Genomic DNA, 12,674 nt, shown 5'->3' on the forward strand with positions numbered 1-12,674 from the left:
ATTCTCAGGGGACACATTATCGAATCGCGACAACCCCACTGGCCTTTTGCGTCACCCTGCCACAGGTATCTCCATGCTCGAACCATCCCGTCCCGCCGCGCCGGACGTTCCCACAGGTTTTCAGGTGATCCATGCCAACCGCCTCGAAGACCTGCGGGCCTTGGTGGTGGAGGTGCTGCGACGTTACCCGTTGGCACCGTTGGCGCAGGAAGTGTTTCTGGTGCACTCCAACGGCATTGCCCAGTGGCTCAAGCTGGCGCTGGCGCGGGACCCGGACGACCCGCAGCTGCCAGGGCTGGGCATTGCGGCGGCGATGGACTTTCTGCTGCCTTCGCGATTCCTGTGGCAGGTGTACCGTGCCGTATTGGGGCCAGATGCGGTTGCCACCCGTTCGTTCTACGACAAGGACCAGCTCACCTGGCGACTGTTCCGGCTGTTGCCGGTGTTGAAAGACGAGCCGGTGTTCGCACCGCTGGGCCGTTTCCTGGCCGGAGCCGAGCCGGAGCGTCGGCGTTTCCAGCTGGCCGAGCGTGTGGCGGATCTGTTCGACCAGTACCAGGTCTACCGCGCCGACTGGCTGGAATTGTGGCGTCAGGGGCGCGACGAAATCCTGGTGCGGGGACAGCAGGTTCGGGAACTGGCGGACGACCAGCGCTGGCAGCCGGAACTCTGGCGCCGTCTGATGGCTGACATTGCCGATCAGGCTGAGTTCAGCGCTGGGCTGGATGTCAGTCGGGCGGACGTCCACACCCGTTTTCTGGCCGCCGCGGAGTCGCTGACCCCGGCCACCCGACCCGCCGGAGTGCCCGCGCGGCTGGTGGTGTTTGGTGTGTCCTCGTTGCCACAGCAGACCCTCGAGGTGCTCAGCCGTCTGGGGCAGTGCAGCCAGGTGCTGCTGTGCATCCACAATCCCTGCCAGTTCTACTGGGCCGACATCATCGAAGACCGCGAGCTGCTACGGGCCCGTCACCACCGGGGTCAGCTGCGCCAGGGGATGCCGGCGCAGCTGGACGACCACAACCTGCACCTGCACGCCCACCCGCTGCTGGCGGCCTGGGGCAAACAGGGGCGGGATTACATCCGGCTGCTCGACGAGTACGACGACCAGACCGGTTACCGCCAGTGGTTTGATCGCATCGATCTGTTCGAAAGCCCCATCGACAGCGCAGGTAATACCTTGTTGGCGCAGCTGCAGGACGACATCTTTCAGCTCCGCCCGGTCCATGAGGCCACCCGTTCGGTGACGCCAGAGCAGGCACAGGACGGTTCCATCGTGTTTCACTGCGCACACAGTCCCCAGCGGGAAGTGGAGGTGCTTCACGACCAGTTGCTGGCGGCCTTCAGTGCCGATCCCGACCTTAAACCCCAGGATGTGCTGGTGATGGTGCCGGACATCGACGCCTACGCGCCCCACATCCAGGCGGTGTTTGGCCAGCTGCCCCAGGACGACGACCGCTTCGTACCGTTTACCATTTCTGACCAGGGTCAGCGCCACCAACTGCCGGCGCTGATTGCCCTGGAGCAGCTGCTGTCGCTGCCGGAAGCCCGCCTCGGGGTGAGCGACATACTGGATCTGCTGGACGTGCCGGCCCTGCGCCACCGTTTTGGCTTGCAGGAATCGGATCTGCCCCAGCTCCATGCCTGGATTCGCGGCGCCAACATTCGCTGGGGGCTGGATGGCGGCCAGCGGCAGGCCCTGGACCTGCCCGCGGGCATGGACCACAACACCTGGAGTTTCGGCCTGCGGCGCATGTTGCTGGGATACGCCGTCGGCGATGGCGAGGCCTGGCAGGGCATTGAGCCCTATGGCGAGGTGGGTGGCCTGGAGAGCCGTCTGGCGGGCCAGCTTGATGCTCTGCTGGCGCAGTTGGACGGGCTTTGGCATGCGTTGGCCGAGGCTCACACTCCGTCAGCCTGGGCGCATCTGCTGCACGATCTGCGGAGCCGGTTTTTTGAGGACCTGGAGGAAGAGGACGCCCTGGTGTTCAGCCGTCTGGACCAGGTGGTGGAAGACTGGGTGACCGCCTGTGACGATGCCGGCCTGACGGATACCCCGTTGCCGTTGGCCATCGTCCGTGAGGTGTGGCTTGGCGGCCTCGAGCAGGGCGGTCTGAGCCAGCGCTTTCTGGCCGGCAAGGTCAATTTCGCCACTCTGATGCCGATGCGGGCGATCCCGTTCCGCCATATCTGCTTGCTGGGAATGAACGATGGCGATTACCCCCGCAGCCAGCCGCCGATGGATTTCGACCTGATGGCGGAGGACTACCGCCCCGGCGACCGGTCGCGGCGGGAGGACGACCGCTACCTGTTTCTGGAAGCCATGCTGTCGGCCCGCGAGCGGCTGTATCTGAGCTGGGTGGGGCGCAGTGTCAACGACAACAGCGAGCGGCCGCCGTCGGTCCTGCTGGCCCAGCTGCGGGACCATCTGGATGCCATCCGGGTGTTGCAGGATGATGAAGGCCATCCCCAAGATGGACCTGGTCTGAGTGCAAGGCTGACCACCGAGCATCCGTTACAGCCGTTCAGTCGCCGCTACTTTCCTGCCGGGGGGGATGACGAGGCTGGTCTGTTCACCTTTGCCAGGGAATGGCACCAGGCGCACGGCGAGGAAGGGCAGGCAGAAGCGGTCGACGAGGTGCCTCCGGGCCTGCCTCCGGGGCTGCTGGATGACCCCATCGACCTGGCCACCCTGGGGCGATTCCTCAAGGCGCCGGTGGATGGCTTCTTTCGCCACCGGCTGGGGGTGAACTTCAGCGAGCTGGCGGAGGCGCCGCCGGATGAGGAACCCTTCGTGTTGGATGGGCTTGGTAACTGGGCCCTGAGCAATGAGCTGATCCAGCAGGTGGTGGCTGAGCCCCTGCCGCCGGACATGGCAGAGCCGGAGGCCGAGGCCTGGCTGAGCGCCCAGCTGGAGGCCTGTATCGCCCGCCAGACCGCCCGTGGTGACTACCCGGCCGGTGGCGTGGGCGAACTGCTGCGCCAGCGTATCCAGGCCGACCTGCCGGCTCTTCACCGGCGCTACCATCAGCAGCTGGCGGGTTTTCCTGACGACGTCGAGCCGCAGCCCATTGCCGAGCGCTACGTGGTGGCAACGCCGGATGGCCAGGTCACCGTGGCGCTGGAGGACTGGGTCCAGGGACTGCGGTCTGCGGATGATCACAGCTGGGCCCGGGTAACGCTGTCCAGCTCCAACCTGACGGACCGTCGCAAGCGCTATCGCTGGCAGCATTTCCTGCAGCCCTGGGTGCAGCATCTGTCTGTGAACCAACTTGAAGATGTAATGGTAACAACCTGTTTATTAAGCAAAGCTGGCGATATCAATCTGATGCCTATGGCGGCAAGTGAGGCCCGCGACTATCTGCAGTCCCTGGTTCGGGCGTGGCTGGCGTCGTTGCAGGCGCCGTTGCCGGTGGCGCCAATGACCGCGTTCGCCTGGCTCACCGGGCAACAGAAATCCGATGACAAGGCGCTGGCGGATGCCCGGGCCGCCTACGAAGGCAGTTTCGGCCAGTCGGGGGAAGTGGAGCGCTCGCCAGCGTTGCAGCGCGCCTACCCGAGTTTTGATGCCCTGGTGGCCGACGGTCAGTTCCAGAGCTGGACGGAGACCCTGTATCGTCCCCTTTGGCAGGCCATCAAACAGCCGGAGGGCCGCACATGAGCACGGCTCCTGCCACTGCCAAGATCACCGCGCTGGACCCGCTGGCGTTGCCGCTGTCGGGCAGCCGGCTGATAGAGGCCAGCGCCGGTACAGGTAAAACCTTCACCATCGCGCTGTTGTACGTGCGGGCGGTGCTCGGCCACGGTGAAGGCCCTGCGGAAAGCCGTCCGCTGACGCCCCGGGAACTGCTGGTTGTGACCTTCACCGAGGCCGCCACCAAGGAACTGCGCGACCGGATTCGGGCCCGACTGGCGGAGGCTGCGGATGTATTTCGCCAGCCAGAGCAGGCAGAGCCGTCGGCCGATCCGCTGTATCAGCTCCGGGCCAGCTACCCCGATCCGGAGCGCTGGCCGGCTCTGGCGCGGCGGCTGCAACTGGCGGCGGAAGCGATGGATGAAGCGTCAGTGCACACCATCCATGGCTGGTGTAACCGCATGCTCAAGGAGCACGCCTTCGACAGTGGCGGTCTGTTTAACCAGAACCTGGAGACCGATCAGAGCGAGCTGCTGGCGGAGGTGGCCAGGGACTACTGGCGCAGCTTTGTGAACGCGTTGTCCGCCGAGTCTGCGGCCATGTGGCTGCAGGTGGTGCCGTCTCCCGATGACCTCGCCAACGAATTGCTGGGATTGCTGCCCCTGCGGGACCAGCTGCCCGAAATTGAGGATGGGCCCCAGAGTCTGCTGGATAAGGAGGTGGCGGCCCGCCTTGAGGTGTTCAACGCCGTGCGTCCCGGACTGGAAGAGGTTTGTGACCGGTTCCTGGCGCTGCTGGAAGACGCAAAGAAAACCAAGGCCTTTAATGGCACCAAGCTGCGACTGGCCAATGTCGGTAAATGGCTGGACGAGCTCAAGGACTGGGCCGGGCAGGGCGAGCTGGTGCCGCCTGCGCTCACCGAGGCGGCCTGGAACCGGCTGACGCCGGACGGGTTGGCGGATGCCTGGAAGCAGGGCCCGGTGCCGGATGATCACGAGCTGGTGCGCCGGGTCGGCCGGCTGGCTGAGGTGCGGGAGCGGCCGATTCCGGCCCGGTCACTGCTGTTGCATGCGTGCCACTGGGTGGCCGGGCGTCTTGAGCGGGAAAAGCAGCGTCGGGCGGAGATGGGATTTGACGACCTGCTGCACCGGCTGGACCGGGCGTTGCAGGGTGAGGGCGGCGCACGGCTGGCCGAGACCATCCGGCGCCAGTTTCCGTTGGCGATGATTGACGAGTTCCAGGACACCGACCCGGTGCAGTATCGCATTTTCGATGCCGTCTACCGGATTGCGGACAACCATCCGGAAACCGGATTCCTGATGATTGGTGACCCCAAGCAGGCGATCTATGCCTTCCGTGGCGCCGATATCTTCACTTACCTGCGGGCGCGGCAGGCGACGGCAGGGCGCCATGTCACCCTGCCCAGGAACTTCCGCTCCGCGGTGGCAATGGTGACGGCGGCCAATCGGGTTTTTGATTACGCCGAAGCCCAGCATCCCCGAGGCGCCTTCCTGTTCCGCCAGGGTGACAGTAATCCGGTCCCGTTCCTGCCGGTAACCGCCCGGGGGCGGGACGAAGTCCTGGAAATTGACGGAAAACCTGCCCCGGCAATGACGTTCTGGACCCGGGACGGCGGCGACAACAAGGGCGATGCCCTGGCCGAGACCGCTGAAGCCTGTGCCTCGGAAATGGTGCGCCTGCTCAACCTGGGCCGCCAGGGCCGGGCGGGCTTTCGGTCCGAGAACGACGCCCTGATTCCCCTGTGTTCCTCGGACATGGCGGTGCTGGTCAATACCGGCCGCGAGGCCACCCTGGTGCGCGACGCCCTGGACGCTCGTGGGGTCAAGAGCGTCTACCTGTCGGATCGGGCGTCGGTGCTGGAGACGCCCCAGGCGCGGGATCTGCTGTACTGGCTGGAAGCCTGTGCTGAGCCGGAACGGGATGCACTGGTGCGGGCGGCCCTGGCCACCGCCACCCTGGATCTGCCGTGGGCCACCCTGGACCAGTTGCGCAACAACGAGCTGGCGTGGGAGGCGGAGATTGAACACTTTCGTGAGCTGCACCGGATCTGGCGTCGCCAGGGCGTATTGCCAATGCTGCGGCGTCTGTTGAGCCGGTTCGGTGTGCCGGCGAGATGGCTGGCCAGAGCGGAAGGTGAACGGGTGTTGACAGACGTGCTGCATCTGGCGGAACTGCTGCAGCAGGAAAGCCAGCAGGTGGATGGCGAGCAGTCGCTGATCCGCCGCTACAGCGAGATGCTGGCGGGCCGCCAACGCCGGGCCGAGGCCTTGCAGGTACGGCTGGAGAGCGATGCCGATCTGGTACAGGTGGTGACCGTGCACAAGTCCAAGGGGCTGGAATATCCGCTGGTGTTCCTGCCGTTTGCCACCGCCTGTCGGCCCGCCAAGGGCGATCGCCTGCCGCTGCAGTGGCACGATGACCAGGGCCGTCGCCAGTTGTCGTTCGATGTCGACGATGAGCTGTTGCAGCGGGTGGACCAGGAGCGTCTGGGGGAAGACATCCGCAAACTCTACGTCGCCCTGACTCGGGCACGTCACGCCACCTGGGTCGGCGCGCCGGCATTGAAGGGCGAAGAGAATCGTTCTGCGCTGGCCTACCTGGCGGGGCAAGCGGCGGGCGGGGATCTGGCCGCCGCCTTAAACGCCATGGCCCGGGACTGCCCGGAGATGGCCGTGGGCGCACTGCCGGCCATCGCCAACGACCATTACCAACCACCACCGCCATCACCTCTGGGGCCGCCGCGACATCCCACCCGACTGGCCCGGGAAGACTGGTGGATTGCCTCCTATTCCGCCATCCGCTACCGCGCCGGTGAGCGCCCGGGTGATGACCGGTTGCCACCGTTGCCGGAATCGGAAACCCCCCAGGCCGAGCGCCTGCGTGAAGATGCCGAGCCGGAGAACCAGACGCTGCCGCCACCGATCCGCCAGCCCCGGGCGGACACCGACCGGCTGCACGGATTCTATCGGGGGGCCGGCCCCGGCACCTTCCTCCACGGGCTGCTGGAGTGGTGTGCCCGGGAAGGGTTTGCCAATGCCGTGGCTGATGATGAGGGCCGCCGCCAGATGATTGATCGCCGTTGCCAGGCCCGCGACTGGCAGGCCTGGGCCGAGCCCCTGGATCGCTGGCTGGTTGACCTGCTGCAATCGCCGTTGCCGGTCGCCGTGGACGGTGACGATTCCGAGGTGCGCTTGAGTGACCTGGGTACCGCGATTCCGGAAATGGAATTCTGGTTCGCCAGTGACGATGTGGACGCCGCCGAACTGGACCAGACCGTTCGGCAGCACACCTTGCAGGGGGCGGCGCCAACCATTCGCCAACGCCGTCCGGCGGCGGACCACCTGCGCCTCAATGGCATGCTGAAGGGCTTCATCGATCTGGTGTTTGAGTACAACGGCCGCTTCTATGTGGCGGACTACAAGTCCAACGTTCTTGGCGTTGGTGATACCGCCTACACCCGGGAGGCGATGGCCCTGGCGGTCGCGGAAAAACGCTATGACCTGCAGTACACCCTGTACCTGCTGGCGCTGCATCGGCTGCTGCAACTCCGGTTGCCGGATTACGATTACGATCGCCACATTGGTGGCGCGGTCTACCTGTTCCTGCGGGGGAACCGGTCTGGCAGCCGCGGGGTGTTTACCGAGCGGCCACCACGGCTGCTGATCGAGTCGCTGGACCGGATGTTCCGCCCGGCCAGGCCCAGCACCGATGGCGTCATGCGACAGGAGAGCCTGCTATGAGTGATCAGCGGACTGACGCCCGGGCTGTCCTCGGCCAGACCGAATCCCTGATGGCGGTGCTGGAACAGTGGGTAGCCCTGGGTTGGCTACGCCCCCTGGATTCAGCCCTGGCGCGTTTCCTGGACGATGAGGCCCGTGCTGCAGGTCAACCGGCATCGCCCCTGCTGTTACTGGCAGCGGCCCTGACCTCGCACCAGTTGGGCCGTGGTCACGTCTGTCTGGATCTGGCCCTGATGGCCCGAGAGGGCTTCAACGATGCCCTGTCGCTGCCGCCGGAAGACGATGACAATCCCCACCGACACTGGCTGCCTTCCGAGCTGCTGGCCGGCATTGGCGACCGCGACTGGGCCCAGGCGCTGGATCATCCATTGCTGGTGTCGGTGGATGACCAAGCCGACGGCCAGCGACCGCTGGTGCACCATGGCAGCCGTCTGTACCTGAAACGCTATTGGGATTACGAGCAGGGGGTATTCCAGCAGTTGGCCACCCGGCTTCGCCCGCTGGCGACGCTGGCGGACCCCAACGGCTCCGGCGCCAGGGTGCTGGCGCAGGCGCTTGCGGCGCTGTTCCCGGGTACAGCGGCGGCGGTAGACTGGCAGCGGGTAGCCTGTGGCAATGCCGCCCGCCAGGGCTTCAGTGTCATTACCGGCGGTCCCGGCACCGGCAAGACCACCACCGTCGTCAAACTGCTGGCGGCGCTGCAGGCCGTAGCCATTGCCGGCGCGGATGGCAACGCTGCCGGTCGCGCCCTGCGCATCCGGTTGGCGGCGCCAACAGGCAAGGCCGCCGCCCGGCTCAACGAATCCATTGCCGGCGTGGTGTCACGTCTGGATCTGACGGGGCTACCCGAGGGCGAGGCGGTGCGGGAGACGATTCCCTCCGAGGTGACGACGCTGCATCGGTTGCTGGGCAGCATTCCCGGTTCGCGCAAGTTCCGGCACCATCGCGACAACCCGCTGTTGGTGGATGTGCTGGTGGTGGATGAGGCCTCCATGGTGGATCTGGAAATGATGGCCCGCACCCTGGAGGCACTGCCTACCGGCGGTCGCCTGATTCTGCTCGGCGACAAGGATCAGCTGGCGTCGGTGGATGCCGGGGCGGTGCTGGGCGAGCTGTGTCAGCGGGCTCGGCAGGCCCACTACACCCCGGCGACCGTGGCCTGGTTGCAGGCGGTGACTGGGGATCGGGTAGACCACTCACTGGTGGATGACGCGGGTTGCCGGCTGGATCAGGCCATTACCCTGTTGCGGCACAGTTACCGCTTCGATGCCGCCAGTGGTATTGGCCAGCTGGCGCGGGTGGTGAATGACCCGGAACCGGGCAGCCCCGCCATGGCTCAGGCCCGACGCATACTGGATGCTGGCTATGCCGACCTGGCGTGGGTGCCCCTGGGCCAGGACACTGACGAAAGGATGGCACGGCACTGCATCAATGGCGGTGCCGAGCAGTTTCCCAACGACGGCCAGGGGCGGCGACAGCGCGATCAGCCGATGCCGCCACCGGATGGCTACCGCCACTACCTGGAGGTCATGCGCGACCAACAGCCGGCGGCTGAGGCGGGAATCACCGCCTGGGATGATTGGGCTGCCGGCGTGCTGGCGGCGTATGGTCGTTTCCAGCTGCTGTGCGCGCTGCGGCGGGGCCCTTTCGGGGTGGAGGGGCTCAACCCGTTGATTGCCAATGGCCTGCGCCAGGCCGGGTTGATTCGTTCCGCGGAAGGCTGGTTCCCCGGCCGGCCGGTACTGGTCACCCGCAACGATTACAGCCTGGGGCTGATGAACGGGGATATCGGTATTGCCCTGGAACTGCCAGCACGGCAGTGGGTTGCGGGCCAGGAACGGGTCGATCCGGCTCACCTGGTCACCCGGGTGGCGTTTCCGGCGATGGATGGCGGCGTTCGCTGGGTGCTGCCAAGCCGTCTGCAGGAGGTGGAAACCGTGTTTGCGATGACGGTGCACAAGTCCCAGGGCTCGGAGTTTGAGCACACCTGCCTGGTGTTGCCCGACCGGCTCAACCCGGTATTGACCCGGGAGCTGGTCTACACCGGCATCACCCGGGCCCGCAGTTGGTTCAGCCTGTTGCTGCCGGATCAGCAGGTGCTGGCCGAGGCCCTTGAGCGCCGGGTAACCCGCACCTCCGGGTTGGGTGAGTGGCTGCTCAGCGCATCGAGTCTAACAGACGTTCGTTCAGGTCCTGCCAGCGACTGAGGCGGCCGGCGTCGCCGATGCGCTGGTTGTCGCCGCCCATACGGTTCAGCCAAAGGCCTTCACCGTTGAAGCTGTAGACCGGCTCCAGGTCGGGCCGCTGGGAAGCCGGCCGGATGTCGTTGATCAGGTTGTCGAGAATCATCGGATCGGCATCCGGGGTCGGGTACCAGGCCAGCACCATATGGGCCTGGTTCAGTTCAAGAGCCTTGACGTAGGTGATGCGGAGCTGGTCGTCTGGCACCCCCATGGATTTGAGGGTGAGGTACTTGGCGATGGAGAAGTCTTCACAGTCGCCGCCGTTGGTCGCCAGCATCTCGATGGGGGTGGCCCAGTAGTCCTCCTCGCCCCAGTGCTTGATGTCGTTGACGAAACGGACCCGGTTGAAGAAGGAGTTGACCAGCTTGAGCTGGCGCTCAACCGAGCCGGACTGGGCCATGTCCTGTAGTCCCTGCCAGGTTTCCAGGCGGCCCCGGGCCTCGTCGCCGAATTCCTGCTGGACGTATTCCAGAACCCGGTTGCTGACCTCGAAGGCCGCCACGCTGGAGACCAGGACAAGCACGGGGAGCAGGGCGGTACGACTGGCTGTTGGCCTGATCCCTGTCCCCATGGCGTGACCTCAGTTGCTGTTGTTACGCAGCCGTTGGCGAAGTTCTTCCAGACGCTGGCGGATCTCTGTTCGCCGCTGTTCCGATGCTGCCGGCGTGGTCACCACCGGTGGAGATGATGATGGCCCACTGGCTGTAGGGTAGCTGCTTGTCGGTGCTGAGTCCTGGCTGTCGCCGTTGTCGGAGGCGGTAACGTCCAGGCCTTCGCTCTCGGTCAGTTCGGGAAACTTGAGGTTCTCCAGCCGGCCGGAACGATCAATGATGACCCGGTTGGGGTGTACCGATCGCAAGGTAACGTTGCCGGGCAGTTCGCTGCCCACCAGGTAAGCGTCGGTATCGCCGCTGGCGTCTTCGATCAGGGCGCTGCCGGGGAAGTCGCCGTCGGCTGCCATCACACCGCGAAGCACCAGGCGCAGATTGGTGTCAGGCAGGTTCTCCGTTTCCTGCTCCCGGGGCTGGGCGGCGGGATTGGCGCTGCCAAACAGCTCGATCTCTGCCACACTGATATCAGGGATCTGGCTGACCGGTTCGCTGGCGACCGGGGCGCCCGCCGCCGTGCTCAGCGGCTGCTGCTCCTGTTGCCAAGTTTGGTAGCCCTGCCAGCCGAGGGCGGCCACCATGGCAATGGCCAGTAGCAACGTCAGCAGAAGTGGCAGGCGGGATGAAAGAGCAGACATTGGTATCCTTATCCGGTTTGCACATGGGTGGCCGTGGCCAACGGGTGAGCTGGTCTCCTTAAACAGCAATCCCGGGCGTTGGCGTCCCGCTCCGTGCGGGCACTCCGTAGAGTGTGACAGACATGCCAGAGATTTAATCCCAGGGTCACCAATTCGCAGTATAGTGTATAGAGTTATTCAGCGGTTCCATAACCTGTGTTAGCCTTTCTGAATTAATTGAATCGAAAGGAAAACTTCCAGGGAGCCGTTGAATGGGGACGTTTTCTACAGGCAGCGAGGAACATCTTGAACACTGATCTTGCCGATCCGGTCCACGAGGAACCTTTGGGTCGTCTTCCCTTTGCCTTCGCCAAACGCAATGGCGTTATCCTGACACGGGACGATCAGGGCGCGCCGCTGATTCTGGTGCGACCGGATGCCGTCCACTCCGCGATTGCCGAAGCCAACCGCATCAGCGGTGGTTCCGCCCGTTTTCAGCCCATCGAGTCGGATCGCTTCGATGCCGCCCTGAACGCCGCCTACCAGAACGATTCTGCCGAAGCCATGCAGATGGTGGAAGGCATCGGCGACGACATGGATCTGGCTTCGCTGGCCGATTCTGTGCCGGAAACGGAAGACCTGCTGGAGCAGGAAGACGACGCGCCGATCATCCGCCTGATCAATGCCATCCTTACCGAGGCGGTCAAGACCAACGCCTCGGACGTGCACATCGAGACCTATGAGAAACGGCTGGTGGTGCGTTTCCGGGTGGATGGCGTACTGCGGGAAGTGGTCCAGCCCAAGCGGGCCCTGGCGCCGCTGCTGGTTTCCCGGATCAAGGTCATGTCGAAAATGGACATTGCCGAGAAACGGGTGCCCCAGGATGGCCGTATCGCCCTGCGGGTCGCCGGCCGAGAGGTGGATCTGCGGGTGTCGACCATGCCATCGGCCAACGGCGAGCGGGTGGTTCTGCGTCTGCTCGACAAGCAGGCGGGCAACATCAAGCTGGAATCCCTGGGGATGGCAGCTGGCGACTTGCAGACCCTGCGAAAGCTCATTTACCGACCTTACGGCATCATGCTGGTGACTGGGCCGACCGGTTCCGGTAAATCCACCAGCCTGTATGCCTCGCTGCTGGAGATCAACGACCGCAGCCGCAACATTCTTACGGTGGAAGACCCCATCGAATACAACCTGCCCGGTATCGGCCAGACTCAGGTCAACCAGAAGGTGGACATGACCTTCGCCCGCGGCCTGCGGGCAATCCTCCGTCAGGACCCGGATGTGGTGATGATCGGTGAGATCCGTGACCTGGAAACCGCCGAGATCTCCGTGCAGGCCAGTTTGACCGGTCACATGGTGCTGTCGACGTTGCATACCAACACCGCCGTTGGCGCCATCACCCGGTTGATGGATATGGGCATTGAGCCGTTCCTGATTTCCTCAAGTCTGGTGGGCATTGTCGCCCAGCGCCTGGTGCGGGTGCTGTGTGACTGCAAAGAGCCCACGGTGGCCACCGCCGAGCATTGTGAGTTCATGCAGCAGGACCCGGCGAATCCGCCCACCATCTATCGGCCCAAAGGCTGCGAGCACTGCAATCAGTTGGGTTATCGGGGCCGGATTGGTATCTACGAGGTGGTGGAAGTCACCGAGGAAATCCGCGGCCTGATCCACAAGCGCGCCGGCGAACTCGACCTGGAGCGCGAAGCCCGCAGAAACAGCCCCAGTATTCATGCCGATGGTGTCGACAAGATTCTCCGCGGCGTGACCTCGGTGGAAGAGGTACTTCGTGTGACCCATCGGAGCTGATGACC

At 64.9% G+C, this 12,674-nt stretch carries 6 protein-coding genes; 4 read left to right on the forward strand and 2 right to left on the reverse strand.

Going from position 1 to position 12,674, the window contains the following annotated elements; translation table 11 throughout:
- Positions 1–73: 73 nt before the first annotated feature.
- From recC to recD, 3 genes are read left to right on the forward strand one after another with little or no spacing between them, the layout of a single operon-like run.
- On the forward strand, positions 74–3,658 hold the full coding sequence (recC, locus tag MLD24_RS05115; protein ID WP_248164780.1) for an exodeoxyribonuclease V subunit gamma: 3,585 nt from the start codon (positions 74–76) through the stop codon (positions 3,656–3,658).
- Positions 3,655–7,392: an exodeoxyribonuclease V subunit beta gene (gene recB / locus MLD24_RS05120; protein ID WP_248164782.1), complete on the forward strand. Its 3,738-nt coding sequence runs from the start codon at positions 3,655–3,657 to the stop codon at positions 7,390–7,392. The genes recC and recB overlap by 4 nt, the downstream gene beginning before the upstream one ends.
- Complete coding sequence (gene recD / locus MLD24_RS05125) at positions 7,389–9,599, forward strand: exodeoxyribonuclease V subunit alpha (protein ID WP_248164785.1); 2,211 nt, start codon at positions 7,389–7,391, stop codon at positions 9,597–9,599. The genes recB and recD overlap by 4 nt, the downstream gene beginning before the upstream one ends.
- Here the strand turns inward: recD and MLD24_RS05130 are convergent.
- Both MLD24_RS05130 and MLD24_RS05135 read right to left on the reverse strand, forming a co-directional pair.
- Positions 9,550–10,206: a transglutaminase-like cysteine peptidase gene (locus tag MLD24_RS05130; protein WP_248164788.1), complete on the reverse strand. Its 657-nt coding sequence runs from the start codon at positions 10,204–10,206 to the stop codon at positions 9,550–9,552. The two genes, recD and MLD24_RS05130, sit on opposite strands and share 50 nt — an antisense overlap.
- A 9-nt stretch (positions 10,207–10,215) precedes the next feature.
- On the reverse strand, positions 10,216–10,881 hold the full coding sequence (locus tag MLD24_RS05135; protein ID WP_227175726.1) for a type II secretion system protein N: 666 nt from the start codon (positions 10,879–10,881) through the stop codon (positions 10,216–10,218).
- Positions 10,882–11,166: 285 nt separating this feature from the next.
- Between MLD24_RS05135 and gspE the strand changes: the two genes are divergently transcribed.
- On the forward strand, positions 11,167–12,669 hold the full coding sequence (gspE, locus tag MLD24_RS05140; RefSeq protein ID WP_248164792.1) for a type II secretion system ATPase GspE: 1,503 nt from the start codon (positions 11,167–11,169) through the stop codon (positions 12,667–12,669).
- The last annotated feature ends 5 nt before the right edge of the window (positions 12,670–12,674 follow it).

It is taken from the genome of Marinobacter xestospongiae (genome assembly GCF_023156385.1).
GTDB classification, from domain to species: domain Bacteria; phylum Pseudomonadota; class Gammaproteobacteria; order Pseudomonadales; family Oleiphilaceae; genus Marinobacter; species Marinobacter xestospongiae.

Bases quoted from the DNA above. Each gene is read 5' to 3' on its own strand.
- recC (WP_248164780.1), top strand. From the start codon at position 74: ATGCTCGAACCATCCCGTCCCGCCGCGCCGGACGTTCCCACAGGTTTT.
- MLD24_RS05135 (WP_227175726.1), bottom strand. From the start codon at position 10,881: ATGTCTGCTCTTTCATCCCGCCTGCCACTTCTGCTGACGTTGCTACTG.
- recB (WP_248164782.1), top strand. From the start codon at position 3,655: ATGAGCACGGCTCCTGCCACTGCCAAGATCACCGCGCTGGACCCGCTG.
- recD (WP_248164785.1), top strand. From the start codon at position 7,389: ATGAGTGATCAGCGGACTGACGCCCGGGCTGTCCTCGGCCAGACCGAA.
- MLD24_RS05130 (WP_248164788.1), bottom strand. From the start codon at position 10,206: ATGGGGACAGGGATCAGGCCAACAGCCAGTCGTACCGCCCTGCTCCCC.